This is a genomic window from Neobacillus sp. SuZ13 (assembly GCF_030123365.1).
Taxonomy (GTDB): domain Bacteria; phylum Bacillota; class Bacilli; order Bacillales; family Cytobacillaceae; genus Neobacillus.
Genome location: NZ_CP126107.1, coordinates 3,263,140 through 3,289,942 on the forward strand (window position 1 = coordinate 3,263,140; position 26,803 = coordinate 3,289,942).

Annotated in this window: 33 protein-coding genes and 1 pseudogene; 13 read left to right on the plus strand and 21 right to left on the minus strand. The window is 36.4% G+C overall.

Going from position 1 to position 26,803, the window contains the following annotated elements:
- Positions 1-146: 146 nt before the first annotated feature.
- Positions 147-824 carry a DUF2642 domain-containing protein gene (locus QNH17_RS16045; protein WP_283873491.1) on the plus strand — a complete coding sequence of 226 codons (678 nt, stop codon included), beginning with the start codon at positions 147-149 and terminating at the stop codon, positions 822-824.
- A 126-nt stretch (positions 825-950) separates the two neighbouring features.
- Here the strand turns inward: QNH17_RS16045 and QNH17_RS16050 are convergent, their stop codons facing one another.
- Positions 951-1,592 carry a phosphatase PAP2 family protein gene (locus tag QNH17_RS16050; protein WP_283873492.1) on the minus strand — a complete coding sequence of 214 codons (642 nt, stop codon included), beginning with the start codon at positions 1,590-1,592 and terminating at the stop codon, positions 951-953.
- Between the two features lie 315 nt (positions 1,593-1,907).
- Entirely contained in the window at positions 1,908-2,279 is a 372-nt protein-coding gene (locus QNH17_RS16055) for a DUF2500 domain-containing protein (protein WP_283873493.1), read from the minus strand.
- A gap of 197 nt (positions 2,280-2,476) precedes the next feature.
- Between QNH17_RS16055 and QNH17_RS16060 the strand changes: the two genes are divergently transcribed.
- Positions 2,477-2,869 carry a thiol-disulfide oxidoreductase DCC family protein gene (locus QNH17_RS16060; RefSeq protein ID WP_283873494.1) on the plus strand — a complete coding sequence of 131 codons (393 nt, stop codon included), beginning with the start codon at positions 2,477-2,479 and terminating at the stop codon, positions 2,867-2,869.
- Between the two features lie 91 nt (positions 2,870-2,960).
- Complete coding sequence (locus QNH17_RS16065) at positions 2,961-4,151, plus strand: M14 family metallopeptidase (protein ID WP_283873496.1); 1,191 nt, start codon at positions 2,961-2,963, stop codon at positions 4,149-4,151.
- A 43-nt stretch (positions 4,152-4,194) separates the two neighbouring features.
- On the opposite strand, the gene QNH17_RS16070 is transcribed toward QNH17_RS16065, so the two are convergent.
- Together QNH17_RS16070 and QNH17_RS16075 are read right to left on the minus strand one after the other, a co-directional pair.
- A complete protein-coding gene (locus QNH17_RS16070) occupies positions 4,195-4,605 on the minus strand; it encodes a VOC family protein (protein WP_283873497.1) in 411 nt (136 codons plus the stop codon).
- A 95-nt stretch (positions 4,606-4,700) separates the two neighbouring features.
- The gene (locus QNH17_RS16075; protein ID WP_283873499.1) at positions 4,701-5,255 is read right to left on the minus strand and encodes a GNAT family N-acetyltransferase; all 555 of its coding nucleotides are present in this window, start codon (positions 5,253-5,255) and stop codon (positions 4,701-4,703) included.
- Between the two features lie 766 nt (positions 5,256-6,021).
- Here QNH17_RS16075 and treP point away from each other — a divergent pair.
- From treP to QNH17_RS16100, 5 genes are all read left to right on the plus strand, one after another.
- Positions 6,022-7,446, plus strand: a complete 1,425-nt coding sequence (gene treP / locus QNH17_RS16080) for a PTS system trehalose-specific EIIBC component (RefSeq protein ID WP_283873500.1) — start codon at positions 6,022-6,024, stop codon at positions 7,444-7,446.
- Positions 7,447-7,524: 78 nt separating this feature from the next.
- Positions 7,525-9,192, plus strand: a complete 1,668-nt coding sequence (gene treC / locus QNH17_RS16085; protein WP_283873501.1) for an alpha,alpha-phosphotrehalase — start codon at positions 7,525-7,527, stop codon at positions 9,190-9,192.
- A gap of 14 nt (positions 9,193-9,206) precedes the next feature.
- Entirely contained in the window at positions 9,207-9,920 is a 714-nt protein-coding gene (gene treR / locus QNH17_RS16090; protein WP_283873502.1) for a trehalose operon repressor, read from the plus strand.
- A gap of 107 nt (positions 9,921-10,027) precedes the next feature.
- Entirely contained in the window at positions 10,028-10,705 is a 678-nt protein-coding gene (locus tag QNH17_RS16095) for an SOS response-associated peptidase (protein WP_283873503.1), read from the plus strand.
- A gap of 262 nt (positions 10,706-10,967) precedes the next feature.
- A complete protein-coding gene (locus QNH17_RS16100) occupies positions 10,968-11,996 on the plus strand; it encodes a potassium channel family protein (protein WP_283873505.1) in 1,029 nt (342 codons plus the stop codon).
- Positions 11,997-12,227: 231 nt separating this feature from the next.
- Here QNH17_RS16100 and QNH17_RS16105 read toward each other — a convergent pair whose 3' ends face one another.
- A complete protein-coding gene (locus QNH17_RS16105) occupies positions 12,228-12,665 on the minus strand; it encodes a GNAT family N-acetyltransferase (protein WP_283873507.1) in 438 nt (145 codons plus the stop codon).
- 134 nt (positions 12,666-12,799) lie between these two features.
- Here QNH17_RS16105 and yyaC point away from each other — a divergent pair, with 134 nt between their 5' ends.
- Complete coding sequence (gene yyaC / locus QNH17_RS16110) at positions 12,800-13,393, plus strand: spore protease YyaC (protein ID WP_283873509.1); 594 nt, start codon at positions 12,800-12,802, stop codon at positions 13,391-13,393.
- Between the two features lie 151 nt (positions 13,394-13,544).
- Here yyaC and QNH17_RS16115 read toward each other — a convergent pair whose 3' ends face one another.
- A complete protein-coding gene (locus tag QNH17_RS16115) occupies positions 13,545-13,904 on the minus strand; it encodes a c-type cytochrome (protein WP_283873511.1) in 360 nt (119 codons plus the stop codon).
- Positions 13,905-14,106: 202 nt separating this feature from the next.
- Positions 14,107-14,514 carry an SET domain-containing protein gene (locus QNH17_RS16120; RefSeq protein WP_283873513.1) on the minus strand — a complete coding sequence of 136 codons (408 nt, stop codon included), beginning with the start codon at positions 14,512-14,514 and terminating at the stop codon, positions 14,107-14,109.
- A 169-nt stretch (positions 14,515-14,683) separates the two neighbouring features.
- On the opposite strand from QNH17_RS16120, the gene QNH17_RS16125 reads away from it, so the two are divergent.
- Positions 14,684-15,076, plus strand: a complete 393-nt coding sequence (locus tag QNH17_RS16125) for a hypothetical protein (protein ID WP_283873514.1) — start codon at positions 14,684-14,686, stop codon at positions 15,074-15,076.
- Between the two features lie 139 nt (positions 15,077-15,215).
- Entirely contained in the window at positions 15,216-16,109 is an 894-nt protein-coding gene (locus QNH17_RS16130; protein ID WP_283873515.1) for an alpha/beta hydrolase, read from the plus strand.
- A 15-nt stretch (positions 16,110-16,124) separates the two neighbouring features.
- On the opposite strand, the gene QNH17_RS16135 is transcribed toward QNH17_RS16130, so the two are convergent.
- Positions 16,125-16,448, minus strand: a complete 324-nt coding sequence (locus QNH17_RS16135; RefSeq protein ID WP_283873517.1) for a hypothetical protein — start codon at positions 16,446-16,448, stop codon at positions 16,125-16,127.
- Positions 16,449-16,625: 177 nt separating this feature from the next.
- Between QNH17_RS16135 and QNH17_RS16140 the strand changes: the two genes are divergently transcribed.
- Positions 16,626-17,054, plus strand: coding sequence for a VOC family protein (locus QNH17_RS16140; RefSeq protein ID WP_283873518.1), 429 nt, complete (start codon positions 16,626-16,628; stop codon positions 17,052-17,054).
- A 397-nt stretch (positions 17,055-17,451) separates the two neighbouring features.
- Here the strand turns inward: QNH17_RS16140 and QNH17_RS16145 are convergent, their stop codons facing one another.
- Positions 17,452-17,967, minus strand: a complete 516-nt coding sequence (locus QNH17_RS16145) for a YbaK/EbsC family protein (RefSeq protein ID WP_283873520.1) — start codon at positions 17,965-17,967, stop codon at positions 17,452-17,454.
- Between the two features lie 312 nt (positions 17,968-18,279).
- On the opposite strand from QNH17_RS16145, the gene QNH17_RS16150 reads away from it, so the two are divergent.
- Entirely contained in the window at positions 18,280-19,659 is a 1,380-nt protein-coding gene (locus QNH17_RS16150; RefSeq protein ID WP_283873521.1) for a Mur ligase family protein, read from the plus strand.
- Positions 19,660-19,776: 117 nt separating this feature from the next.
- Here QNH17_RS16150 and QNH17_RS16155 read toward each other — a convergent pair whose 3' ends face one another.
- From QNH17_RS16155 to QNH17_RS16210, 12 genes and pseudogenes are all read right to left on the minus strand, one after another.
- Entirely contained in the window at positions 19,777-20,805 is a 1,029-nt protein-coding gene (locus tag QNH17_RS16155) for a YheC/YheD family endospore coat-associated protein (RefSeq protein WP_283873522.1), read from the minus strand.
- Between the two features lie 77 nt (positions 20,806-20,882).
- Entirely contained in the window at positions 20,883-22,097 is a 1,215-nt protein-coding gene (locus QNH17_RS16160) for an ATP-grasp domain-containing protein (protein WP_283873524.1), read from the minus strand.
- A gap of 564 nt (positions 22,098-22,661) precedes the next feature.
- The gene (locus tag QNH17_RS16165; RefSeq protein WP_283873525.1) at positions 22,662-22,829 is read right to left on the minus strand and encodes a hypothetical protein; all 168 of its coding nucleotides are present in this window, start codon (positions 22,827-22,829) and stop codon (positions 22,662-22,664) included.
- Positions 22,816-22,980, minus strand: a complete 165-nt coding sequence (locus QNH17_RS16170; protein ID WP_283873526.1) for a hypothetical protein — start codon at positions 22,978-22,980, stop codon at positions 22,816-22,818. The genes QNH17_RS16165 and QNH17_RS16170 overlap by 14 nt, the downstream gene beginning before the upstream one ends.
- Positions 22,970-23,176, minus strand: a complete 207-nt coding sequence (locus QNH17_RS16175) for a hypothetical protein (protein ID WP_283873527.1) — start codon at positions 23,174-23,176, stop codon at positions 22,970-22,972. The genes QNH17_RS16170 and QNH17_RS16175 overlap by 11 nt, the downstream gene beginning before the upstream one ends.
- Before the next feature lie 2 nt (positions 23,177-23,178).
- On the minus strand, positions 23,179-23,316 hold the full coding sequence (locus QNH17_RS16180) for a hypothetical protein (RefSeq protein WP_283873528.1): 138 nt from the start codon (positions 23,314-23,316) through the stop codon (positions 23,179-23,181).
- A gap of 10 nt (positions 23,317-23,326) precedes the next feature.
- Positions 23,327-23,482 (minus strand): hypothetical protein, encoded by a 156-nt coding sequence (locus tag QNH17_RS16185; protein ID WP_283873530.1) that lies wholly within the window; start codon positions 23,480-23,482, stop codon positions 23,327-23,329.
- 4 nt (positions 23,483-23,486) lie between these two features.
- On the minus strand, positions 23,487-23,681 hold the full coding sequence (locus QNH17_RS16190; protein ID WP_283873531.1) for a helix-turn-helix domain-containing protein: 195 nt from the start codon (positions 23,679-23,681) through the stop codon (positions 23,487-23,489).
- A 142-nt stretch (positions 23,682-23,823) separates the two neighbouring features.
- The gene (locus QNH17_RS16195; RefSeq protein WP_283873532.1) at positions 23,824-24,096 is read right to left on the minus strand and encodes a hypothetical protein; all 273 of its coding nucleotides are present in this window, start codon (positions 24,094-24,096) and stop codon (positions 23,824-23,826) included.
- Positions 24,097-24,200: 104 nt separating this feature from the next.
- The gene (locus QNH17_RS16200; protein WP_283873534.1) at positions 24,201-24,860 is read right to left on the minus strand and encodes a hypothetical protein; all 660 of its coding nucleotides are present in this window, start codon (positions 24,858-24,860) and stop codon (positions 24,201-24,203) included.
- Between the two features lie 40 nt (positions 24,861-24,900).
- A complete protein-coding gene (locus tag QNH17_RS16205; RefSeq protein ID WP_283873535.1) occupies positions 24,901-25,815 on the minus strand; it encodes a hypothetical protein in 915 nt (304 codons plus the stop codon).
- A gap of 117 nt (positions 25,816-25,932) precedes the next feature.
- Positions 25,933-26,757, minus strand: a pseudogene (locus QNH17_RS16210) (ATP-dependent DNA ligase).
- Positions 26,758-26,803: the final 46 nt, after the last annotated feature.

Sequence of the window (26,803 nt, forward strand, 5' to 3'; positions counted from 1 at the left end):
CCCCAAATTTCCCCTGCTAAGACCCCCAAAACTCTATACAAATATGAGGTGGGCATTTCAAAACAAAGGATCTAAGATATCGATTAATTGTGTTTTCAGCCCTCCTCTATTTGTAAATGGGAAAACAAAGGAAAGGATGTGAGTATATGAAGTTGAAAGATAATATCGGTAAATATATCAAATTAGAGATTTCAGGGAAGAAATTCATTAAAGGATTACTTATTGATGTAGGCAGCGATTTATGGGTTATTTTTAATGGATATGACTACCTTTACATTCCTGCTATACATTGCCAAAACTGGAGATATTTAACCCAAGATGAAATTAATAAGTTCGATGGAATTTCCCTTAATGACGAACCAGCACCTATTTATAATAATAACGAAGAAATCTCATTGCGAAAAACATTAACAGCCGCCAAAGGGATTTTTACAGAAATATATGTCACCAGTAATCAGGCTTTACATGGTTATATCATTAGTATTATGAATAATTATTTTGTTTTCTATTCGCCAATTTACAAAACCATGTTTATCTCCCTAAACCATTTAAAATGGTTAATCCCATACACAAATAATCAACGTCCATACGGTCTAAGTAACGCAAATCTGCCAGTGAATCCAAGTAATATTACCTTTGCAAGATCATTTGAAGTTCAAATTGAAAAGTTGACTGGGGAATTGATCGTCTTTAATATCGCGGAAAATGAAAATGTTATCGGAAAGGTAAAAGCGATTAAGGATAATTTTGTGGAATTAATTGGCCCAAAGGAAGATCCGGTCTTTATCAATCTTCAACATATTAAAACAATCCATATGACATAATTTCTTACATTAAGTTTTCTAGTGGGTAATTAGTAAACAAGCACCAGATTTTTTTCAAAAAAAAAACAGAGTGTCTGGAGACACTCTTTTTATTAGGAAGATTTTATAGCTTATTAAATTAACAAACTATTTTTCTTTAACGAATGCTGTTTCTGGTTTATGGTTAAATGACAATAATTCGAATGCAATCCCATACAGGAAAGTAACAAGGAACATGGATCCAATCATATCGAAAATGACATGCTGCTTAACAAACAGCGTTGAAATGATAATTAATGTCCCAATAATATGGATACATAAATGATGAATAACATGTTTATTTTTAATATGAAGTGAAGCAAGCATGATAGTAAATGTTGTAAGCACATGAATACTTGGGAAACAATTAAAAGGACGATCATGTGCATAAATCCATTGAACTAGATTATTAAAGAAATTATCCCCTACAATGGTTGGTCTTGGAACTGTTGTTTGGAAAAAGAAATATATAACAAAACAAATTAATTCTCCCACAACAATTAATATTAACGTCTTCAGGTATACTTTTGTATCCTTAAAACAAAAGTATACAAGATACCCAAAGATATAAGCATACCAGATGATGTAGGGAATGATAAACACTGACAAAAACGGTATCGCATGGTCAATAGAAGTACTAATATCAATCGATCTATGTGAACGGGAATTTAATAATTCATATATTTTGGCCAAAGCGGGAATGACCAGCAAGAAAAGTAAGTAGGGAGCTCTTTTTATTATATTCTTCAAGTAAGTTCCCTCCTAAAAACAATTTGAAATTTCCTAGAATACTAACTTGAAAATGTCGAACACATTCCATAATACCATAAAAATCGTGGAAATAAACATACTTTCCTAATTTCTAAAGAAAATTCACCTGGAAATCAAATTCCTTTTATGTCTTTAAATGGTGTTGTTCCATGGTGGCGTTATATGGTGTCAGGCACCAGTTGTGGACACTTTGGAGATTTGTCCGTCTCCAATGGACACTGACTTTAAAAAATGGAGAAACCATTGGTTTTTGGTTTCTCATGTTTGTTCCTTTTTTAGGTTTCCTTTAGCTTCCTATTCCCCTGCTTGGTTTCGTGTAAATCCATGGTATCTTGTGCCTTGGAATTGTAGCTCGCCGACATCGCCTTCTGCCAGCAGACCATATTCCCGACCGCCCACACTAAATTCCATCCGGTCACCACTTTCAACTTGAAATGTGGCATAGTACCATGTACTGGAAGAATGATCACCCCCTCCTCCACTCACTTGCAATCTCTTCGAGACAACAACCGCAGCCACAGTTAAACGTGGTTGTTTATTATTATGACTCCACATTTTAATCCCTTTAATAAACATAAACAAAATGAAGCCTGCTACAAGAACAATAAAAATAGGGATAATGATAAACATAATATCGATAATCTCAAAGCCATCATTAAATCCCATACCTCTGCCCCCTCTATCTCTGTACAAATGAAGATAAACTAAACAATTTTGGTTTCTTTTCCAATATATAGGATGGATTTCCCGTTTTGCAAGAATATTTTTAATATTAAAAGAACCAAAATACCTATATGAGCGACCAGTTTAAGAAATATGCTAAACTAAGGAAAACATACACGAAGAAAAAAGGAGGTGAAACTTTGGAACGGATCATTTTATTTGATGGAGTTTGTAATCTTTGCAATAACAGTGTGCAATTTATAATAAAAAGAGATTCCATTGGCTTATTCAAGTTTGCTTCTCTCCAAAGCGAGACGGGCCAGTCACTTTTAAAAAAGCATGGCTTAAACAATGATTTAAAGAGTTTTGTCCTCCTAGAAAATGACAAATTTTATATCAAATCAAGTGCAGCACTCCGGGTTTGTAGTAAGCTAGGCAGAGCATGGCCCTTATTATCGATCCTCCGGTTCCTCCCTCCTTTTTCAAGGGACTTTCTATATGACATTGTGGCAAACAATCGATATAAATGGTTTGGAAAAAAAGAGAGCTGTATGCTTCCATTGCCTGAATGGAGGGAAAGATTTTTAGATTAATGGTTCGCCTGGGCACTTTAATTCTAACTAATATTTTATTCCCTAAAGCATAGATATAATTAAACAATTTTTTTTAAGCAGGTGGGCATAAATGGAGATTGTTGTTAGACAAGGAGATTCATTATGGCATTTCAGCCAGATGTTTCAGGTTAATTTACAGCTCGTTAATGATTCCAACCCAAAGATTGATCCCAATAATCTTTCTGTCGGCCAGAAGGTACGGATTCCAGGTTTTGTTGCAAAAGAATATCAGATTCAACAAGGAGACTCCTTATGGAGCATTGCTAAACAGATGAACCTCCCTCTTGAAGCAATGGAGTTAACTAACCCTGAATTAGATCCCTCAAACCTCAGTCCGGGCCGAATCATAAAGGTTCCTTCCAGGATTAACTGGAGACTTGTGCAAAGTGGCCAAAAATATGATTACAGCAATCTGTTAAAAGATATCAACAGATTAAAAGAGATATATCCATTTTTACAAGTTTCAAACATCGGAAAGACTGTTCTCGGAAGAGACATTCCAGAGATCATGGTTGGAACAGGTGAAAAAAAGGTTCATTATAATGGTTCCTTTCATGCCAATGAATGGATTACTTCCTTGGCCATTATGACTTTTTTAAATGATTACCTATTATCCTTAACAAATCATCAACCTATCCGAGGATTAAATGCTTTTCCACTTTACCAACAAAGTACATTATCCATCGTCCCTATGGTAAATCCAGATGGAGTTGACCTCGTTCTAAACGGACCTCCTGATCAGGAAGAATGGCAAACAAGAGTGGTTGAATTTAATAAAGGAAGCACTGACTTTACAGAATGGAAAGCAAATATTCGAGGTGTTGATCTTAATGACCAATTCCCTGCTAGATGGGAATTAGAGAAAGCGCGGAACCCAAATGAGCCTGGACCACGAGACTATGTGGGCGAAAAACCATTGTTAGAGCCCGAAGCCATTGCGATGGCAAATCTAACAAAAGAACGGGATTTTGCACGAGTGCTAGCCTTCCATACACAGGGTGAGGTCATCTACTGGGGATTTGAAAATCTTGAGCCTGCTGAGTCTGAGGTGATCGTCCAAGAATTTAGCCGCGTCAGTGGGTATGAACCGGTGAAAACGATTGCTAGTTACGCCGGTTACAAGGACTGGTTTATACAAGACTGGCAGCGAACAGGCTTTACAATTGAGCTCGGGCGCGGAATCAATCCACTTCCCTTGTCCATGTTTGATGATATTTACAAAAAGTCACTGGGAATTTTCCTAGCGGGTCTTTATATGTAAAGAGAGGGGGCGAAGGAATCCAGCCTCCTCTCTCTTTATTTAATTAGGATTTTGTATAATTTAAATCCCAAATTACACCATAAGTATCTCTGACCTTCGCGTATTTTACTCCCCAAAAAGTATCCTGCAGTTCCATAAATACTTGACCATTTTGACTCAGAGCATCATAAATCTTTTGGATTTCTTCTTCACTTTCAAATTCCAGCGTTAAGGAGATATTATTTCCAACCACTACGGAATTCCCAGGAAACGCGTCTGATGCCATTAAGAATAAATCACCACATTTAAATTGGGCATGAATAATACGATCATGTGCCTCTGGAGGCGTAGGATAGTCCGCCTCACCATAAGTTTGGAGATTGGATATCTCCCCGCCGAATACATCTCTGTAATAATGTAAAGCCTCTTTTGCCTTACCACCAAACATTAAATAAGGTGTCGCTTGCCCCTTCATAGATAACTCCCCTTCCAAAGAAAACCTCAGTATTATTTACTACACAGCCCACAAAAAGACCTGCCTTTCAAAAAAATTTATTTTACCCTTCCGGATTATGCACCTTGATACGATGCCTTATGGAACCTTTCAATATACTTAAACAGTTCCTCACCGTATTTAGGTATATTGGTGTCAGGCACCAATATTAAATACATCGCACGATAGGATTCAGGGACCCAGATGTAATGGTTTATGTATTCTGTCATTATGAAGCCGCACTTTTTCCAGAATTGGTTTCTGGCTAGTGTTTCGGGTGTCACTTCAGATTCTACTTCAATCACGATACTTTTCACATTTCCTTTGGTCAGTGCCCATTCTTGGATATACCGCATCATCTTCATGCCAATCCCGCGATGCTGCCACATAGAATCGACAGCAAGATAATCAATGATTAAAGCATCGGTGCCTTCCAGTATGCCTGTTAGTGCCATGGCCACTACCTGATTCTCCTCTATCCCGATATGTAGGTAACAAAGTTGTTTGCGAAACATATTACGTATGATTTTCTCCGGCTTTGCTCCCTTTCCATCGAATGCTCGGTGGTAAATAGGGCTGATTTGATCTTTCCATATTTGTGCATCCCATTTACTAATTGTATTAAATTCCAATGGCTGTGTGCCTCCTACGCCCTTCATATAATACCAAAGTACCCAGGAATCATGATTTTTATTAAAAAGGCTGTGTTAAACTTGACTGTTGAATTCCGTTCCAGGCACGAGCGGTTCCGGGCGTGCCGGGGAGCCTGTCCAGCTACAGCGCCTAGCCCCTCGAGGTCGCTTCGGTCCTGCCGCTGAAGTCAAAGAACGACTTCAACGTCAGGCCCTCCAGCGCTTGTCGGGGCTGAACAAGGCGCTTCCGCTTTTCCTTCTCCTCGTCGCTTTGCTCCTGCGGGGTCTCCCCTGCCCCCTACTCCCGCAGGAGTCTTCGTGCCTTCCTCTCCAATCCAAAAAAAAGAACCTTTGAATGAATTCAAAGGTTTAAATGAGAACTTGGTGGTCTATGCCAAGTCCCTAATTAGGAGGTCTAAACTCAGAAGAATTTAAACATCTTTATATTACCATTTTCTAAAAATTCTATCAATCATTTATGCTTTAAAGTAGAAAAGTGATACAAAAGGCACAGGGAAAATCAAGAAATTCCCTTTTATGATAAGAACATGAATTCCATTGTTTATTCCCATTATTTGTTTTTGGTAAAACTATTTAATTCATAGTTGACATACATGTATATACAAGTTAGAATGAAAACGTAATCACAACTTGTATATACAAGACGCGATGTTATACTGAAAACGCAACCACAACTTGTATAGAGAGTGAGAAAAAACTAGAAGATAGAAATTGGGGTTACCCATTTAAACAGGGGGAAAGACAAATGACGAACTACACAGATCCTTCAAAAGATCTATTAAAACACATTGGCGGTAAAGAGAACATTGCTGCGGTCACTCATTGTGTGACAAGAATGCGCTTTGTTTTAAACGATCCAAGCAAAGCCGATGTTAAAGAAATCGAATCCATTAAACTTGTAAAAGGTACCTTTACCCAAGCTGGACAATTCCAAGTCATCATTGGGAACGAAGTTTCTAGTTTTTATAATGAATTTGTCAAAATTGCTGGTGTGGATGGCACTTCTAAAGAAGAAGCAAAAGTAGCAGCACAACAAAATATGAATTGGTTGCAACGCATGATGGCCCACCTCGCTGAGATCTTTACACCTTTAATTCCAGCGCTGGTTGTAGGTGGTTTAATCCTAGGCTTTAGAAACATCATCGGTGATATCAAATTACTTGATGGTGGGACAAAATCAATTACCGAGGTTTCTCAGTTCTGGGCGGGCGTTCATGCTTTCCTATGGTTGATTGGCGAAGCGGTGTTCCACTTCCTTCCAGTCGGTATTACTTGGTCGGTTACGAAGAAAATGGGTGGTTCCCAAATCCTTGGGATCGTCCTCGGAATCACTCTTGTTTCTCCGCAATTGCTTAATGCATATGCTGTAGCGGATGCAAAAGAAATTCCTTTCTGGGATTTCGGATTTGCGAAGATTGAAATGATTGGCTACCAAGCACAAGTAATCCCTGCGATTTTGGCCGGATTAGTATTAGCATTCTTAGAAACAAGGTTACGTAAAATTGTTCCTAATTCCATTTCCATGATCGTTGTTCCATTCTTAGCATTAATTCCAACAGTGTTAATTGCTCATACAGTATTAGGCCCTATCGGCTGGAGCATTGGTTCTGGAATTTCTCATGTTGTGTATTCTAGCTTAACCTCAGCATTTGGATGGATTTTTGCGGCAATCTTCGGATTCGCTTATGCCCCACTTGTTATCACTGGTTTACACCATATGACAAATGCGATTGACTTACAATTAATGAGTGAACTTGGCGGTACAAACCTATGGCCAATGATTGCTCTATCTAATATCGCTCAAGGTTCTGCTGTTCTTGCGATGATCTTTATTAATCGTAAAGATGAAGAAGAAAAACAAGTTTCGATTCCAGCAGCTATCTCTTGTTACTTAGGGGTAACAGAACCGGCAATGTTCGGGATTAACTTAAAGTATGGCTTCCCATTCCTTGCTGCAATGATTGGTTCCATGATTGCAGGGGTTGTCTCCGTTGGCAGCCATGTTATGGCTAACTCTATCGGTGTAGGTGGTATTCCTGGATTCTTATCTATCCAGGGGCAGCATATGGCAATGTTTGCGATTGCCATGGTAGTAGCCATTGTGGTTCCATTCATGCTAACGGTTGTCTTTTCTAAAACACGCATGAATAAATTTTCTTTTAAAAAATAACAGCAAAATCACATAGTTTGGAGGGAGACATGCTCCCTCCTTTTCCTCATTAGATTACTTATAGGCAGGTGCTGAAAAATGACAACAGACTGGTGGAAAAGAGCAGTCGTTTATCAAATTTATCCGAAAAGCTTTAATGATACGACCGGAAATGGAACCGGCGATATTCAAGGCATTATAGAAAAATTAGACTATCTAAAACAACTAGGTGTGGAAGTCCTTTGGCTTACCCCTATCTATAAATCTCCACAACGGGATAATGGCTATGATATCAGCGATTACTACTCTATTCAGGAAGAATATGGTACGATGGAAGATTTTGACTGCTTATTAGCAGAAGCCCACAAACGCGGCTTAAAAATCATTATGGATATCGTCATCAATCACACATCAACAGAGCATGAGTGGTTTAAACAAGCACGAAGCTCGAAGGATAACCCATATCGTGACTTCTATATTTGGAAGGATGGTAAGAACGGGCAAGCGCCAACAAACTGGGAATCAAAATTTGGTGGTTCTGCATGGGAATATGACAAGAACACCGAACAGTACTATCTTCATTTATTCGATGTTACCCAAGCAGACCTTAACTGGGAAAATGAAAAAGTTCGCGCTGCACTATATGAAATGATGCACTTTTGGCTAAAAAAGGGTGTCGATGGCTTCCGTCTCGATGTAATCAATTTAATTTCCAAAGACCAAAGCTTCCCTCAGGATGACAGTGATGGACGTAAATTCTATACGGATGGACCAAAAATACATCAATTTTTACATGAAATGAACGAACAGGTTTTTTCCAAATACGACATTATGACGGTCGGTGAAATGTCGTCAACATCGATCGATAATTGCATTAAATACACGAACCCTACGCAAGAAGAGTTAAACATGACCTTTAGCTTCCATCATTTGAAGGTCGACTATCCAAATGGTGATAAATGGACGAAAGCAGACTTTGACTTTCATTCTTTAAAACAAATTTTATCTGACTGGCAAGTGGGAATGAATCAAGGCGGAGGTTGGAACGCCCTCTTCTGGTGTAATCATGACCAACCACGCGTTGTTTCCCGTTTTGGAGATGATCAAAATTACCTTAAAGAGTCGGCGAAAATGCTGGCAACTGCCCTTCATATGCTCCAAGGAACTCCGTATATTTATCAAGGCGAAGAATTTGGGATGACCAATCCAAACTTTAACTCAATTGATGAATATCGGGATGTTGAATCTTTAAATATTTTTAACATCAAGAAAAATGAAGGCATGGATGAGCATGAGATTATTGAAATCCTGAAACAAAAATCCCGTGATAATTCAAGAACACCGGTCCAGTGGAATGCAACTGCGCATGCAGGTTTCACAAATGGGACTCCATGGATCCAAACAGCGCGTAATTATCAGGAAATCAACGCGGAAAAAGCACTCAAAGATTCAAACTCTATCTTTTTCCATTATCAAAAACTGATTCAATTGCGAAAAGAGTATGATGTAATTACGGATGGAGAATATCAGCCGATTTCCAATGAGGATGATTCGGTATTTGCCTACTTAAGAACAAGTGATACGGAACAATTACTTGTCATCAATAATTTTTATGCCAAAGAGCATATCTTCGTCCTTCCCTCTCATTTACATCTTGAAGTGGATGAGAGTGAGATGTTACTCTCTAATTATGAGGATTCGATTTCACTAAGCCAGGAAATCTTATTACGGCCATATGAGTCGATTGTGTATTACCTGAAAAGATGAACGGAGATGTCATTATGACGAACAAGTATCTAACAATCTATAACATCATTGTCGAGCAAATTAAAAGCGGAGAAATCCCGCCCCAAACGCTTCTCCCTTCTGAAAACGAATTGAAAGACCAATTCGAGACATCCAGGGAGACGATCCGGAAGGCGTTAAATTTGCTCTCACAAAATGGCTATATTCAAAAAGTTAGAGGCAAAGGTTCGATTGTAATCGACATTAGCAAATTTGATTTTCCTGTTTCGGGCCTAGTAAGCTTTAAAGAACTTGCCAATAAAATGGGCAGTAAGCCGAAAACGATTGTGAACGAAATGGAGTTAATCAAGCCGGATGGCTTTGTCAGACAGCAGCTTCAACTCGGCAGTAAAGACCTTGTGTGGAAAGTCATTCGAACAAGGGAAATGGGCGGCGAGAAAATTATCTTGGATAAAGATTTCTTAGTAAAAAAATACGTTCCTTCGCTAACAGAGGAAATTTGTGCCGATTCAATTTACCAGTACATCGAAAATGAATTGAACTTGACAATTAGCTTTGCCAAAAAGGAAATTGTCGTGGAGGAGCCTTCACTAGAAGATCAATCCCTACTAGACCTTGAAGATTTTCATAATATTGTCGTCATTAAAAACTACGTTTATTTAGATGATGCCACCCTCTTTCAATATACCGAATCAAGACATCGGCCTGATAAGTTTCGCTTTGTCGATTTTGCACGTAGATCCCATTAATTTTAGGAAGGAGACCGCCATATTCAAACGTGGCGGTCTCCTTTTTATTCCTTCATCCAATGATGTTTGCTACAATATAAGCAACCAAATTGTGAGGTGAACATTGTATGTGCGGCCGATTCACATTAACAGCAACGTTCGAAGAAATCATTGATCGTTTCGATATTCAAGCCTTTATTGAACAAGAAAATTATGAGCCCAGTTTTAACATTGCTCCATCTCAAGCCGTCCTTGCTGTCATAAATGATGGGAAATCCAATCGGATGGGATTTTTAAAATGGGGCTTGGTTCCGCCTTGGGCCAAAGATCCTGCCATTGGCCATAAAATGATTAACGCCAGAGCAGAAACATTAGCTGAAAAGCCCAGTTTTAGAAACGCCTTCAAAAAAAAGCGCTGTCTAGTCATTGCAGACAGCTTTTATGAATGGAAGCGGCATGAGGACAACAGCAAAACACCTATGCGGATTAAACTAAAGTCCGATGATTTGTTTGCAATGGCGGGCATATGGGAAGCTTGGAAATCCCCTGAAGGAAAAACACTCTATACTTGTTCTGTCATTACAACCGGACCCAATGACCTTATGAAAGATATTCATGATCGGATGCCTGTTATTTTGAAGCCGGACGATGAAAAAATCTGGCTGGACTCATCCGTGTCAAACCCCAATGATTTAAATAAACTACTCGTCCCATTCGATGAAAGCCTAATGGAGACTTACGAAGTTTCTTCCTTAGTTAACTCACCCAAAAATAATTCTATCGGGCTTATTCAAAAAATTTGCTAATCCTTTTTTTAAAAAATAGGCCTCTTTTTTTAAATTATTTTTTTAATATGGACAGGTTTACTACATGCATGTACAAGCTGCTACATATGATGTACTAACCCATAAAAGTTTTCCTTCTTTAGGAAAGTGGTTCGACCACTTTCCTTTTTTTATGGAAAAAATGGTCAAAGCATATGATCATATTTCATTATTCTACAAAAAAAGGGAAATATAAGTAATATTTACTTGAAATAGATAGGGTTGGATGCATATGGGGATGAAAATGAGAAAAATACTTTATCATTTAATAAAGGTTCGGGATAAAATTTTTATTCCATTTGTCTTTTTATACATATTAATGGCAGCCTTAGGAATTTATATAATTGAACCGACAACATTTAAAACATATACTACCTCTATTTATTGGGTTTTGACCACACTGGCAACCGTAGGATTTGGAGACTTTGCCCCTGTTACGCATGCTGGTAAGGTGTATACAATCTTTCTCTATATTACTGGAATCGGACTTGTCAGTGTGCTTATCGGAAAAATTTTCAATTCTGTCTTTCTAATTGATAAAATGAAAGTTGGAGGCAATATGAAGTATACGGGAAAAGACCATATCATTTTGATTGGTTGGAGTGCGAAATCGAAATTAGCCATCGAAGAAATTCTAAAAACGGATAAAAAAATAGATATTGTCATCATTGATAATTTAGAAAAAGCCCCCTTAATCGAAAAGCGTCTATATTATGTCCGTGGAGATGCCACCCATGAAGAAACCCTTTTTAATGCAAATCTACCGACTGCAAAGGGAGTAATTATTTTTGCCGACCAAATTACCCAGGATAATTATGCAACTCCTGACCAAGTACTAGTCGATGGAAAAACCCTATTAATTGCAACGGCTATCACTTCCATAGAAGAAAAATTACATAAATCGATTCACGTTACTGCCGAAGTGATTAATCAAAAGCACATCCGGTTATTTGAGCATGTAAATGTCGATGAGTTTATTCCTACTCAAGAAATGATCTCACACGCTGAAGTAAGATCTTTATTTTCCCACGGTGTCACACATATGTATTCTGAATTAATGAGCATTCAATATGGGGAAGCCATGTATGAAATACCTACACGACCTGAATGGAAGACCTATCGGAATGCCTTTGAGGACCTTCTTAATAAAGGGGCAACCCTGGTGGCAGACCGAGGTGACCTTCATATTAATCAAAAGCTAGATAGTAATATCCCTGAGGACGCCCAACTTTTTGTGATATGTGATAAAGAGACAATTTCCCTTCTACAATAGAATGACCGCACACAAAAAGGATGCCACTGCTAGCATCCTTTTTATCTGATAAGAAAGTATAAGTTTTTGAACTTAGATTACTGTCTAGCTCCACCGCCCTAGCGACTAGTGACCTTCGCTCTCCGCCCTACGATAAGTCAACATCGAATCGCCTCCGGCTCTTCGTGTTTCCTTTATCTCAGTTGGAGCGCTCCAGGCCATACGCCGCTGAGCAGGGCGCTTCCGCTTTTCTTAAATGGAGTAATAATAAAAATAATTTGATTCTTTTTCAAAACCAATTTTTTCATAGAGCCGCTGTGCATTGTGATTTCCCTTACCTGTTTCCAGCATAATGCCTTTTGCTCCTGTTTCCTTAGCAAACTGAATCGCCTTATGTATTAATTGTTCTCCAGCACCCTTTCCACGGTATTGTTCCTTCACATACAAATCATTTAGTACCCATGACCTCCTCATACTTACAGACGAAAAGGTTGGATACAACTGAACAAAACCAACAGGATTGCTCCCTTCAACCGCCAAAAAAACAATGGATTCTTCGTTCACTAATCTAGCTTTTAAAAACTCATGTGCACCCTCCAAATCAGACTTTTGCTCATAAAAAACCCGATATAAATCAAATAATTCTGTTAACGGTCCCAATTCATTCATCGATGCTTTTTGAATAATCATACCTAAATTCCTCCTTGTTTTTAAAATAATATGGAAGGATAATTTTAATAAATGCAGAATATTTAAATATTATCAGACAACTACGATATTTGTTAGTTTACTAATTTGCATTTTGAGGCTTGGGGGAAATAAGGATGAACGCTTTGAACGTTAGGCTCGATTTGTTTGAAAAAATTATTCCTTTTAATCATAAGCTAGCACCATTTTTTATTCGCGACAGCTTACATTCTATCATTCCTGAAGGAACAGAACATATTTTCGTGATTGGAATAGGTTCAAATATAATAAATGGTGACAGTCTTGGTCCATTTGTTGGTACCTTGCTTCAAAATCTATATCCACAACACTTAACAGTAGTCGGGAATCTACAGTCACCCTTAGATGGACAAACACTTGTCCCTGAGGTTTCACAGATTACTCTGCCCCAAAATAGTTTTGTCATTGCTATCGATAGTGTTCTCGGTTCAGAAAGAATCGTTAATTCCATCGTGGTTCGTGACGGGTCCCTCCTGCCTGGGTCCGGTTTAGGAAAAAAACTTCCCCTGATTGGAGACTGCAGTATTATGGGGGTTGTGTTGGAAAATGATCCAACATTAGAATGTTCTTTACTATCCACGAACCTTCATCTTATTTACACAATGGCCACTAATATTGCAAAAGGGATTTCCCTAGCTATTAGGCAATACTATAAATATCCATCGGTCCATCCAATTTTACAACATTGCTAGTAAGTGAATGTCCATTTTCTGAACTACCTAATAATAACAGATATTTCGAATAATTGAAATTTTAGTGACCAGGAAGCGTCTGATAAAGGCGAATTAAAACAAAATAGCCCGGAAGAGCCCCGGACTATCACGATTATTTACGATTTAGGCACTATTGCTTTTGATCCCATAGATAATTTACCACAGCATCATATTGTTCCTTTGATAAAGAACCTGGTGCAGACTTAGGCATATTTTTTTGGACAAAGCCTAACAGCTCTTCTTTCTTTTGAAAATCGGCATGGATTTTGGCTGAATCTAGTTTAACTTGACCACCTGTAATGTCGCCGGAACTATGGCATGTGATACAGCTTTTTTGAAAAATATCATCTCCTGCAGATGCTGTTGCAGGTTCACTAGCTGGTTCACTAGCAGGTTTGCTGGCGGGTTCTTTTGAGGAATCATTATCACTACAAGCACTCAATAAACCAATCATTAAAATGAATAAACCCAAACCGATAATCCTTTTCAAGCTTTCACCCCTTTTTTGTTTCCTAGGGGATTGCCTTCTTGGTAATAATTGCGGCATTCTGGCAATCACATAGGTAAAAATAAACATGCCCAAAGACATCTTATTTCAAATGTCCTACGATTATACCAGTATTAATACTGAGGTTTATTTTTACTGATAGACATTTTTAGCAAAGAAAAAGGACAGATTAAGCAGCACGCTGCTATAATCTATCCTTTTCTTCATTTTCTGCTTCTTCTTTATTGAACCATAGCGGGTCATTATTGTCCTCTTCCCCATTATAGTTGATCAGGATTTCTTCCCCTGCTTTGATATCTTTGTATGCGTAAAAATCGAACGTGTGGTTTGGAAAATTAATTTCATATGTAGCATTCGGCTCATACGAATGGTTAAATAGCATTCCATACCCTAAGAGAAGTGCGGTGTGGTTGATTCCATATTCAAACGCATAATCAGCAAGCAGCGTTTTTTCAATATGAACATGCTCCTCATTTGGATAAGGAATAACTGGTGCTTCATGAATTAGCTCCCCTTTTGCAATATCCCGAGTCGCAAATACTCCTCTATTTAATTCTCCATCACTAAGCTTGGATGTCTTAATCTCAATCATGTTAATCACCTATTTAATTCTTTCCAATGAAGTTTTTACTCTTTATATAGCTTGCCATTAACTAATCAAGAAAGCAAATGTTTTTTGCTTCATCCACTTTTTCAGGTTCTTTTTTGGAGAGGTAAATCATAAAATAGGAATATATGTTCGCAACAAGAGGAGGGCACAAATGGGGAATTTGATAACGGGTGAAATGTTGGTGAAGTATTACGAGTTAAATAAGCAGAAAAAAGAAATAGAGATGGAAATGAATGCATTAAAGGATGCTTTTCAAAATTACTTTAATAATCTAGTCGGTACTGATCACAAAGGTGAAATTACCATTAGTGGCTATAAACTCCAAAGGCAAATTCGCAAAACTGAAAAATATGATGAAGCTGAAACCATTAAAAGATTAGAAGAATTACAGATGAATGAGCTCATCCAGGTAGTGAAAAAACCAGACGATGTAAAAATCAAAGCTGCTGTCGATTTAGGATTATTAAATCCCGACCATTTAGAAGGATGTATTATTTCGACTAGCTCCCCTGCTATTACTGTAAAGCCAATCACGCCTCGATAACGTTCTAAGGCCCCTGCATTTTTTGGTGCAGGGGTTTTCGTTCATAAAAATGTTGTAAAATTATGGAGGGATTTAAAGAATTATAGAGAAATACCTATATGTACACGCTTACACTTTAGATTGAAAGGGGAAATTCGTCATGGCCAGTCAAGAAAGTTTACTAGTAAGGCAATATTTAATGACGGCAAAAGCAAGCCAAACAGCAGGAACGGACATTGAAATTGCTAGGCAGGGACTAGAATCATTTTCCTCCTTAACTCCTGTGGCACCGGATATCATTGTTGAGAAAACAAAGATTGAGGACATCCCGGCAGAATGGGTCATCGCACCTAATGCTGTCGAGGATCGAGTGTTTCTTTATCTTCATGGTGGAGCATACATAATGGGAAGCTGCAACACTCATCGTTACCTGGCTTCGAAACTATCACAGTCAACAGCGGCACGGGTTTTAGTTCCTGAATATCGACTTGCACCAGAAAACCCCTTTCCAGCTGCGATTGAGGATGCTGTCAAAGTATATCGCTGGTTGATTTCCTCCGGTATAGCTCCTGATAACATTATTATCGGCGGCGATTCGGCTGGCGGCGGTCTAACGCTTGCTACCCTCCTTTCATTAAAAGGTGAGGATGAAGCCTTGCCAGCTTTGGCAGTACTATTGTCTCCGTGGACAGATTTGGAAGGTACCGGTGAATCAATGGAAACTAGAGCCGACGTTGATCCATGGTTATCACCAGATGCAACCCGAGCGATACCAACATTATATACAAGGGATTTGGATCTCAGTCATCCACTTGTATCCCCCATTTATGCGGATTTGTCTGGCCTTCCTTCGATGTTGGTTCATGTAGGTAACGATGAAATCCTTTTAAGTGATTCAGCCCGATTAGTCGATCGTGCACGTGAAGCAGGTGTGGAAGTAACCTTTAAAGTATGGGATGACATGTGGCATGTTTTTCAAACGTTCGCCATTCCAGAAGGTCAACAGGCGGTTGATGAAATTGGAGAATTTGTTCAGAAGCATTTTAATTATTGATAGTTTTGTAGTTAGTTACAATTTTTTTAGTAAATAACATGTGCCATCTTCGGCGAAGAATAAAGATTCGCCTTGGTGCACGTTAAATTTAACATTCTTTTTGTCATAAATCAGTTTTGCCACTTTTTCAAATTTCTCTACATCTTTAACTGTTGGATTAACAGTTAGATCTTGTTTAGCGTTTGTAGTCACAAATCCTTTGGGGTTATATTTCCGATTGGGTTTTAATTCTGTGCCCCAACTTCCATCGAGAAGAAGGGAAAATGCGGTAAACTTTGTTTTTCGCGTTTGAACAGACCATAGTTTCCGGCAATTACAACGGTGTATTTTGAATTTCATCAGTCTTTACCCTCTTTCTGTAAATTCAAAATCGGAGATAGTAAATTATATTCGCTCGGAGACTAAATTATTTATCAGGGGCAGGTACGGAATTTGGTATAGGGGAAAATTTTAAATTTGTCCAATAAATGGTACAATTACCGATGTTTAAATTTTACACAAAAGGGGTTATCAAACATGTCTGTTGATGTTTATCTTAATTTTAATGGGAACTGTCGTGAGGCAGCAGAATTTTACGCGGAGGTGTTTGACTTAGAAAAACCGCAAATTATGACGTTTGGGGAAGCGCCGCAGCACCCAGACTATGCCCTTCCAGATGAAGCAAAAGGATTGGTCATGCATACAAGGCTTAATATTGATGGAAGCAACGTAATGTTTTCTGATGTTTTCCCTGGTATGCCGTTTGTAGCAGGTAATAACATAAGTCTAGCAATTGTTAATAAGGACTTGGATAAGATTAACACTTATTTTAACCAACTGAAAGAAGGCGGTACGGTAGTCATGGAGCTTCAAGAAACCTTCTGGAGCAAATGCTATGGTTCCCTAAAAGATAAGTTTGGAATTGAATGGCTATTTAATTATGATAATGGGGAAAGTGTTTTTTAATTGGTTTATTTATTAAGGAAGACCGAGCAAAGTGCTCGGTCTTTTTTTGATTTTCTTATTGATAAGCTATTAGACCTTACACTGATTCCCATGGGATGATATTTTTGGATCAACAGGCATTAGAGGACTTGTATGGTTACCGTTGGTCTGATTTTTTTTGGCTTAACGGGCATCATAGAACTTGTATGGTTACCGTTGGTCTGATTTTTTTGGCTCAACGGGCATCATAGGACTTGTATGGTTACCTTGGGTCTGATTTTTTTGGCTCAACGGGCATCATAGGACTTGTATGGTTACCGTCGGTCTTGTTTTTTTTGCTCAACGGGCATCATAGGTCTTCTATAGTTACTGTTGACGAATTCTTCCGCATAACTGGCATCTAGAATGAACCTTTAATCTAAACCTCGATTTGTTGACTTTCTTGTGATGGCACATCCTCTTCTTCCCAACCTTTACATACATCAACCCAGTCTTTTGCAAAAGAATAGGTTAATAACTCATCTTTTGTTAATTCAATCGCAGAATTGGTACTTCCACAAGCTGGGTAGAGTGTTTCGAAGCGCTGCATAGAGACATCCAAGTACACATCAAGTTCATTATTCAACCCAAACGGACATACACCGCCAATGGCATGTCCTGTTTGTTCGAGTACTTCATCCGGGGAGAGCATTCGTGCTTTGAAACCGAATTGCTGCCGGAACTTCTTATTATCGATTTTTGCATCCCCTGCCGCAACAATTAAAATAGCCTTATCCTCACTTCCCCTAAATGATAAGGTTTTAGCAATCCGAGCTGGAGCCACTCCAATTGTCTCAGCGGCTTGCTCTACGGTTGCGCTGGAGGTTTCAAATTCCATTACATCATTTTCACGATCCCATTGTTTAAAATGGGCCTTTACACTTTCCAATGACATCTTATTCATCCTTCCTCGGTTGGTAATATTATGAATAATATCATACTTTAAAGGAATAAAGCGAACAAACGACTTTATCGGCTAGATTTATCTCTAATAGTTCCCTTCGACTTCATTTTTGGGAGGTCACGGATAGTTTAGGACAAACAATGAGTGAATTTCCGCTAATTGCCTGTGTTGTTATCACACACCTGCATTAGGGGACATGTCATATGATATATAAGCCTTTGAATTTTCAATCACTTCTATCTTATAGGACAGTATTAAGGTGCAGATGCTTATTTTCAAAAAAGGAACTTCAGGAGGGACATTTTGAAGACATTATTATTGGAGAACATTTTAACTGCAATGAACATTCAGCCTCATGAAAAGCAAAAAGGGATACGGATTGAGACGGTCACTGATGACAGATCTGAAATTAGCAGTCATACATTATATTTTCGTTTTAACAATAGTGAGGTGCCTGTTGAAAGGATAAAGAAATACAAAAATGTATTCATCGTTACAGATACATCATTTTCAAACATGGAAAGTTTACATCCTATGCAAATCATTATGGTTAAAAATCTCAAAGATAGTTTCTTTAAATTCACCTCGTATTACAGGCACCTGTTTAACATTCCTGTGGTTGCCATTACAGGTACATGTGGAAAGTCTACTACGAAGGAAATGCTAAAACACATATTAGAGGATACACACAATGTCCAGGCAACCATATCCAGCAAAAATGCCGATTATTACAACCTTTCTTATTTATTGGGAATTGAAGAAGATACGGATGTGGCAGTGTTTGAAACAGCTGTATCTAAAAAAGGGGATATGACGGAGTCCTGTAAGTATTTTTACCCGACAATTGGGATATTGACAATGATAGATGTGGATCATACGGATAAAATTCGATCATTTGATCGTTATCTAGCAGAAAAGGCAAAAATCATGCAAGGGATGAACAATGAAGGAATTCTCATCCTAAACTCGGACGACCCCTATCTCTCCTCGATCGATACATCCAAGTTTAAAGGAGAGATTATTACATTCGGAAAAAACAAGAATGCTATTTTTAGGATTAAGAGATATCAATATACTTCTTCCGGTATGAATTTTTGGATGGAATATATGCAAAGTGAATACAGAGGATATATTCCGGGTCTTGGTGAGCATAGTGTATATAATTCAGTTGCTGCAGTAGCAGCCGCTGCTATGTTAGGAGTCGATATTCAGTATTCTTTAAATAGATTATCTTCTTATCCACACATGAGATCCCATTTTCAAGTAATGGAAGGACGAAATCAAATTACGTTGGTGGATGATACCTGGAAGTCAAATCCCGCTTCCTTGAGGAAAGGCTTAGAAACATTAAGCAGAATAGCATTGCCATCCCAAAGAAAAATTGCTGTTCTGGGAAGAATGGCAGCACTGGGAAAATATGCAGATGAGGAATACGAAAAGGCAGGACATTTAATCGCTTCTTCGGGAGTCGATATTCTCATCACCAAAGGGTTTATTGCAAAGGATTTTCAAAAGCCAGCTATCGAGGCAGGAGTAAATCCGCATAATGTTTATCATTTTTCAGAACCAGATGAAATGAAGAGGTTTTTTGATTCATTTTTACGCCCAAATGACATTGTTTATTTCAAAACGGGCGGGAATGACTCAGATTTCGATGATGTCATCGAGTATTTAAGAAGCTAAAATAAAGGCAGCTTACCTTAATGAACGTCAACCCAATTGTTCAGGTGCAGTTCATTAGCGGCAAGCTGCTTTTTTTAGTGATGTTAAATTTTAATGATGTTAAATGGTATTTCCAGTTTAATGTTTATTTGTATCGGCTAGGTATTTTGCATACAAAATTGTATTTTTGGCTACATCTAATTCAAGACTATAGATATTAGGCGGACCTGGTCTCCAATTTACTTCAAAAAGCCATAGTTTTTGGTTTGCATCCATTCCTACGTCAATTCCTAATTCATCTAATTCATTGTCATATAAACTATCAAAATGATTTGAAAAACTGATCGCAAACTGTTCAAGATACCTTTTAATATCATACCAAGAATCACCAAATTCTTGTTTTAAAAAAATATCCAGGTAAGTACTATAACCACCACTCCCCATATTAGAAGTTATGGTCCCTAAACGGCCAATTCTAGGGTATATAGAAGTAATCACCCATTTTCCTAATCCATTTTTTTGTACATGCAACCGGAAATCAAAAACATGACCAGATTTTGTCTGACTTGTAATAAACTGTTGAACTACGTACTCTTGTTCTTGTACTTTATCGGTTAACCAGTCTAACAATTGTTTTTCACTAATAGATGATTCTAATCCCGCATCATTCATTTTGTAATGATTGGCTCCATCTTTTTCAATAAAAACAATGCCTCCACCTTGATGGCCAGATAACGGTTTGATAATCACCTTTGGATAACGTTTGATCATGTCAAAAAAAATTTGAACGTTAGTTAATTCATAAAAAGGAATAAGGTAATGCTTAAAAGTATTTGCCCTTTTAATTCTGTTATAAACCGATAATTTGTCCCCAATTGAATGACTTGTAAACGGAATCCTATCATACAAATAATCAAAGATATGATTAGTTTTCTCACTTGGAAGATAACTTGCATTATAAATAACATCAGGGAAAGGAAATTCCTTTTCAATCCATCGTCCATTTTCATAGGCTTTTCCTAAGATTTTTTGCTGTTTGATATTCACCTTCCCTAGGGTAAAGTAAAAAAAGTTTACACCCTCTGCTTTTGCTACAGCAGCATAAGCATATGCTTTCTTTACTTTAATTGGATCTCTCCGATGATGAAGCATGCCAATTAGCGTCATTTCACTTCTCTACCACCTCTCCACTTCTTCTTTAGCTAAGAATTTTTGTTCAATTATAAAATTGCCACTTGGAAATTTTATATTGGGTCGATGTAGAAATGCACCTGGCTTGCTGCCCGTATGGCCATTCTTTTCGCCTCAATTTTTACATTTGAAGATGTCAAGACGTATCCGCAACGATCTCCCATTGATATAGGCGGACGCACGATCTGTCCTTGTCGGGGTTTTATATACACCTCTTCTACACCGGGAAATTCAGTGGCGAGTTCTTTCCCCGTTACCCTATTTAATTTTCCTCTAGAGTCCACTGTTAAATAATGAGCGTATACATACTTACTGTGTTTTCTAGTAAGGCGTGGCTCATTTCCTAACATTAATTGAATGGTTTCCTCTACTAGATTAATTCCATATCCTACTTCAATGATACGATTCATCGCTCCACCTGAGATCCTCGGATTTATTTCTATTAATTTCCATATACCATTTACTAAGCGCATTTCAAGGTGACAGGCACCATTTTTCATTTCAAACGCCCTTAAAATGGAACTTACTGTTTCATGAATACTCTTATACATTCTTTGATTGATATATGGTAGTAAACAATATCCTGTTACGATAAATCGTTTTGAAAAAGTAATCTCCTGTTCGATGACCGCGACGATATGAACTCTTCCATTGTGTACTAAAACTTCAATTAAATATTGAGGGCCTGTTAGATACTCTTCTAGTAAAATCTGTTCATTTTTCTTTCGTAATTCTTGTATGGCCACCTTCAGCTGGCTCTGGTTATTAGCTAGGAGAACATCTTTTGATCCGGCAGATGCGGGAGACTTTAGAATAAGAGGTAAATAGTCCGTTGCCTGACTTATAAATAACTCTAAGGGGTAATCTGGTGTATAAAGAGCATAATAGGGAGAATTTGGGTGGCCTTTGAGAAGCTCACGAGTTAAAACTTTATTTTCCATTTTTAAAATGGAGTCTGTAGAGACAACACTTTTACAAAATTCTTCTGCTAATACTGCTGCTAGGTGAACGTAAGAATGTACAAAACTAAAAATGCCTTTTATTTGTTTACCTTGTTTCTGTAGTTCATTAAGGTTCTTTTTTAATTCAACCTTATTGGATAATTCCACTAAAATCATTTGATGGACTTCGGGAAATTCTGTTCTTTGCTGAATGTACTTTTGTCTATTGGTGAATAACACCGTAAAATAGCCGAGTCGCTCCGCCGCTTTTATGGCTTCTCTGCTAGATCCAGATTTATTCGTTTCAATAAATACAATAGTTCGCATAAGCTTTTTCATCCTATCTTTGAAGTTTTTTACTGAAGGATATAGCTTTACCAGTTTTATTCTTAATTATCTGATAAGTACATTTTATTATATTGTCATAGGACAAGAGTGGTCTGGACAATCGTCATAATTTTTAAGACAATTAAATAAAAAAACAAAAAAAGATGTCACAAATTTATAGGACGAATTTGTGACATCTTTTTATTTTATTTGACCTTTAGATCTTGATAATGTACAGGTCTGCTTTAATGTTTATTCACCTAAGTCAACATTGTGATACACTTGTTGAACGTCTTCTAAGTTAGAGTTTGAAATGTTGATATACCGAGTTTTTTAGCTCACTTTTAGTATGAAATTATTTACGTTTATTATAGTTTACAAAATGGGTTTTTACAATAGCTAATATTGTGTACATCCTACTAATATATTCTTCATTTGTTTTTTTAGAATCTTATTTTTAACCAGTAATGTATTTACTCTTCAACAGCCTCTTGATGAGTTTTTCAACATCCAATTTCCCTACAGAAGTAACAGTTCCCAATCCTTTAATTGTATATTTTCTTTTCATCGTTCTTTTTCATCTAAATCCTTCTTATATTCTCTTGTTTGGTAATACAAATCAATTATTGCTTGTGCCATGCGGTCTATATTTGGCTCTTTAGAAAAACTTACAGTGTATGGAGGCATTCTTTTACCAGTAATTTTTGAATATATGATCTTATCTTTGGCCATTGTTGTTACCATTTCCCAAAAATTTATTATTCTGATTCTGATAGTATAAATTTTGAAACGCTTTAGCCATGAGTTCAAAGTTTGGTTCATTTAAGAGGGTAACTGTACATAGAGGTCTTTCTTTATATTTAATTGTTTTTCTATTTTTCATTTAAAAGCCCCCCGAATACCTCTGTAAAGAAAATGGTAAGACTTTCTTTAGCTATTTTATTTTTGTCAGGATTCTTACTAAAACTAAAGTTAACTTTAAACGGTTGATTTGATTTGTCTGTAAGAATTACTTCTTTTTCATTTTCAGTTACTTCATTATCTCTATTGTTGAAGACAAGTTGCTTCATTTTTCCCACTTCTAATCTTCCTTAAATCCATCCTTCTTGTACTTTTCCAACAGTAATTCAACTTGTTTTTGAAGATAATCTTCAACTTTAAACTCACCTAAAAATATCTCTTTTCTAATTTTGACTTTAGTTGTTGATTTTGTTTTCATTCACTTCGCCTCAACCTTCCTTTATTTCTAATACGTTATATCCATATTTTTCATTTACATAATCCACAAACAATTCACACAACAATTCTTCTGCTTTGATTTTTAGGACTGATTCATCTACATTGATTACGGTATCTTCTGTGACAAGGTTCTTCCTTCCTTTCATAATATCACCATCTTTTTTTGGTCTTTGAATTGCCTTTTAACCAATTTTGGAATACTTCTTCATGAACTAAGTATTTCTTACCAATTGTCTTAACGTGAAATTCTCCACTTTTCATTAATTCATATGCATTGTTTCTTCCTAATCCCGTGATTGCCATAACGTCACGTACATCAAGCATTACTTTTTTATCATTAGTCACACCTATGCTTGCACCTCCTAGCCCGAATCATTATACTCAAATAAAAATAAGAATGTCAAAATTTTCAGTTAATACTAAATAATTAGATGTAAAAACAAAAAGAGTGACCATTTCGGACACTCTCCATGCAATATTATTAACTTTATTTCCGTTGATTTTTAGTTTTGTACATATACCATGATCTCATCGTTTTGTGAAGTTCATCCTTGCCCTTACTGCTAATAACTTCCACCACTTTTTCATAACTAACATTTAAATTTTTTGAAACTTCAGGAATACTACTTGTTTTGGCATATTCTAAGATGATTTCCTGTTCTAAGTTAATTGGTTTATAGGCTTCAACTAAGTTGACATACTTTTGTAGTCTAATTATTTCTTTCCTTGCCCTGTCTAGGGTAATAAACTTACTTGCCACAAAGCACCTCCCAATTTTCAACACACGTTAAGCATATACTATCGGAAGATAATAGAATGGAAATAATTATGAAAAAAGGGTGACATTTTTGCCATTCACAATATTCACTTTTGTATTGATGTTAATATCCCATCCTCAAAATACAAATAATGATTATTCGGATATACCCACTGTTCAGACTTTCCATTTATAGTAGTTGTTGTATTAATATCTATTGGTCTACCCCACCCTTTTGTTAACACTTCTTCTTGAGTCATACCTATGTTTACAGGTTTAGGGTTTTCGGTAGCATATTTCCAGCTGCTTTTAGCCTGTTCTTCTTCATAAGTTACTGAATAATAATTAAATTTTTCTTTTGCCAAAGTATGAAGATCATCTACTTTATCTTTTATTTTTTTAGGTACATAGTGTACATTTTCTAAATTGTTTTTTATATCCTCGTATTGTTTTTTATATATAGCTGAAGCAATTAATTCACTTTCAGTTCCCTTTACCTTTTCTTCAAGTTTATTCTCCTTGTCAAATGCAATTGCTAAAGAATGATAATCCTGTTGGACTTGATTTGTTTTTCCTTCTGTTTCTTTCAATAATGTTTCATAATCATCCTTTAATACTAAATTAATAAATTTTTGTTCTTCTTCTGTAATCTTTCTAGAATCCGTTTCTTTTTTTAATTCTTGATTTACCTTTTCTGTGGGTTCTGAGTTGGAGGAACTACATGCTGTCAATGTAAATATCAGCAGGATAACAAATATTCTTGTCATATACATAACTCCATCCAAATTCATATTTTTCCTCTATATTTTAATTTTGTATTGTTGTAAGTATTCCATTTTCAAAATAAAAATAATTCCCATTTCCATATACCCATTGTTCTTTTGTCCCATAAGATGTCGTTGTCTTATTAATTTTCTGTGGTTCTCCCCAGGAAGATTTCAATACCATATCTTTAGTCATACCGATTGAAACACCAGTTTTCCCAGTAGAACCTTTTTTTCTTGTTTCAATTTCTTTTCTTAATTTACTTATGTAACTTTTTAATTCAGGAAGAGGGTTTGTAATACTATTTAAAAAGGTTTCAGGTAATGATTCTTGCCCCTTAATATATTCAAGGTCATTATTATTATAAAAGTTATCATATGCAGTCCCTAAATTAAAAAAGTTTTCACCAACATTAGTTATATCTGTTGTGGATTCTTGAGTTAATTTTGCGTAATTCCCTTCTTCCATATATTTTAAATATTGTTCAAAAGGACTCAATGATGTTGCTACTTGGGCTGATTCATTTTCTTGTTTATTTTTCATTAATGATAAATAAACATCTTTAAAATTTTCTTTTGTATCTTTATCTAATTTATCGTAGTATCTTTCAACAGAATGGAAATATTTTTTTGAAATTAGATCGTCAAATGAACCCTTAACTAATGTATATACTTCCTTCTTTATAAAATCATCTTTGATTGGTTTAGATGTATATTGACTTAATACCTTTTGATACTCTTTTTGATCATACAATTTTTTTAATTCCAGATATTTTATTAAACTTTTATAATTATATTTTGCATCCTCATTTTTCTTATTTAATAGGTCATTCTCATCAATTAAATTAGCTGCTTCTGATAATTTCCCTTTACCAATTAATTCATCGACATCTTTATTTACCGATGAACATCCCACTAATATAAATACCAAAAGTAAAAATAAAGTTAACTTTTTCATAATATCCCCCCAATAACTTGTCTAGGTAAATTTTACCACAATAGTGTAGATTGACTATTTGGAATATATCGACAAATTTTTCAAATAAAAAAAGAGTAGCCTTTTGCCACTCTTAACTTAATTAGCCCAACCCATGAACGAAGGGATTCTAAGTAGTCCCTTTTTCGTAAGGTTACGATACTTTACCCTTGCCTTCAATTTAGGATCAAGATATATAAACTTATCATTCTCTTCAATTATAAAATCTTTATATTGCATATAGAACTCTTTACGATTTTGCGGAGGCATGAACTCCATTAATCCAGCATATTTGCCATCTTCAAAGCTAAGAAGTAGCCCAAAATCATCTTTACGTAAACCAGCTATATAAACATCTTCGTATTGATAATTAATAACCTTTAACTAATCATGGTAACGTTTATTAATTTGATACTTTGAATCAGCTTTTTTCTGGACAATTCCTTCTAATCCATGCTGCTGAATTAAATCAAAATATTGTTCTGCATTACCTTCTAACCACTGTACTTTATTTAATAATGGAGTGTCTGAAGGTATAAGTTCCTCTAAGATCACTTTACGTTCAAGCAGTGGTAAGTTAGTAATCTTCTTCCCATTATAATAAACCACATCAAAAACACTAAAGGATATTTGGTGTTCTGACCTCTTTGACATAAACCTTTCCATTACTGCTTCGAAGTCGGGTTTACCTTGAACATCTGTTACTATAATCTCCCCATCTAAAACTGTTCCGTCAGGTATAGGAAGATTAACTAACTCAGGAAACTTAGATGTAATTTCATTCTTGTGTCTTGTATAAATTTTTACTTTATTTTCAAACTTAGTCCATATAGTACGAAAACCATCTAATTTTAATTCGGTTATATAGTTATCATCGTCAAATGGATGATCAGTTTTGTGTAATAACATAGGAGAAACAAACATACATACCACCTCAAGATAATTGTACCATGACAACTTTTCTATACGG

What these genes read in the sequence shown, in the direction of transcription:
- QNH17_RS16205 (WP_283873535.1), bottom strand. Translation starts at nt 25,815, where the DNA reads ATGAAAAAGTTAACTTTATTTTTACTTTTGGTATTTATATTAGTGGGA.
- QNH17_RS16055 (WP_283873493.1), bottom strand. Translation starts at nt 2,279, where the DNA reads ATGGGATTTAATGATGGCTTTGAGATTATCGATATTATGTTTATCATT.
- QNH17_RS16125 (WP_283873514.1), top strand. Translation starts at nt 14,684, where the DNA reads ATGGGGAATTTGATAACGGGTGAAATGTTGGTGAAGTATTACGAGTTA.
- QNH17_RS16170 (WP_283873526.1), bottom strand. Translation starts at nt 22,980, where the DNA reads ATGAAAAATAGAAAAACAATTAAATATAAAGAAAGACCTCTATGTACA.
- QNH17_RS16185 (WP_283873530.1), bottom strand. Translation starts at nt 23,482, where the DNA reads ATGAAAGGAAGGAAGAACCTTGTCACAGAAGATACCGTAATCAATGTA.
- QNH17_RS16180 (WP_283873528.1), bottom strand. Translation starts at nt 23,316, where the DNA reads ATGAAAACAAAATCAACAACTAAAGTCAAAATTAGAAAAGAGATATTT.
- QNH17_RS16130 (WP_283873515.1), top strand. Translation starts at nt 15,216, where the DNA reads ATGGCCAGTCAAGAAAGTTTACTAGTAAGGCAATATTTAATGACGGCA.
- QNH17_RS16140 (WP_283873518.1), top strand. Translation starts at nt 16,626, where the DNA reads ATGTCTGTTGATGTTTATCTTAATTTTAATGGGAACTGTCGTGAGGCA.
- QNH17_RS16045 (WP_283873491.1), top strand. Translation starts at nt 147, where the DNA reads ATGAAGTTGAAAGATAATATCGGTAAATATATCAAATTAGAGATTTCA.
- QNH17_RS16200 (WP_283873534.1), bottom strand. Translation starts at nt 24,860, where the DNA reads ATGACAAGAATATTTGTTATCCTGCTGATATTTACATTGACAGCATGT.
- QNH17_RS16100 (WP_283873505.1), top strand. Translation starts at nt 10,968, where the DNA reads ATGAGAAAAATACTTTATCATTTAATAAAGGTTCGGGATAAAATTTTT.
- QNH17_RS16145 (WP_283873520.1), bottom strand. Translation starts at nt 17,967, where the DNA reads ATGTCATTGGAAAGTGTAAAGGCCCATTTTAAACAATGGGATCGTGAA.
- QNH17_RS16070 (WP_283873497.1), bottom strand. Translation starts at nt 4,605, where the DNA reads ATGAAGGGGCAAGCGACACCTTATTTAATGTTTGGTGGTAAGGCAAAA.
- QNH17_RS16120 (WP_283873513.1), bottom strand. Translation starts at nt 14,514, where the DNA reads ATGATTGAGATTAAGACATCCAAGCTTAGTGATGGAGAATTAAATAGA.
- QNH17_RS16095 (WP_283873503.1), top strand. Translation starts at nt 10,028, where the DNA reads ATGTGCGGCCGATTCACATTAACAGCAACGTTCGAAGAAATCATTGAT.
- yyaC (WP_283873509.1), top strand. Translation starts at nt 12,800, where the DNA reads ATGAACGCTTTGAACGTTAGGCTCGATTTGTTTGAAAAAATTATTCCT.
- treR (WP_283873502.1), top strand. Translation starts at nt 9,207, where the DNA reads ATGACGAACAAGTATCTAACAATCTATAACATCATTGTCGAGCAAATT.
- QNH17_RS16135 (WP_283873517.1), bottom strand. Translation starts at nt 16,448, where the DNA reads ATGAAATTCAAAATACACCGTTGTAATTGCCGGAAACTATGGTCTGTT.
- QNH17_RS16160 (WP_283873524.1), bottom strand. Translation starts at nt 22,097, where the DNA reads ATGCGAACTATTGTATTTATTGAAACGAATAAATCTGGATCTAGCAGA.
- QNH17_RS16155 (WP_283873522.1), bottom strand. Translation starts at nt 20,805, where the DNA reads ATGACGCTAATTGGCATGCTTCATCATCGGAGAGATCCAATTAAAGTA.
- treP (WP_283873500.1), top strand. Translation starts at nt 6,022, where the DNA reads ATGACGAACTACACAGATCCTTCAAAAGATCTATTAAAACACATTGGC.
- QNH17_RS16065 (WP_283873496.1), top strand. Translation starts at nt 2,961, where the DNA reads ATGGAGATTGTTGTTAGACAAGGAGATTCATTATGGCATTTCAGCCAG.
- QNH17_RS16105 (WP_283873507.1), bottom strand. Translation starts at nt 12,665, where the DNA reads ATGATTATTCAAAAAGCATCGATGAATGAATTGGGACCGTTAACAGAA.
- QNH17_RS16165 (WP_283873525.1), bottom strand. Translation starts at nt 22,829, where the DNA reads ATGGCCAAAGATAAGATCATATATTCAAAAATTACTGGTAAAAGAATG.
- treC (WP_283873501.1), top strand. Translation starts at nt 7,525, where the DNA reads ATGACAACAGACTGGTGGAAAAGAGCAGTCGTTTATCAAATTTATCCG.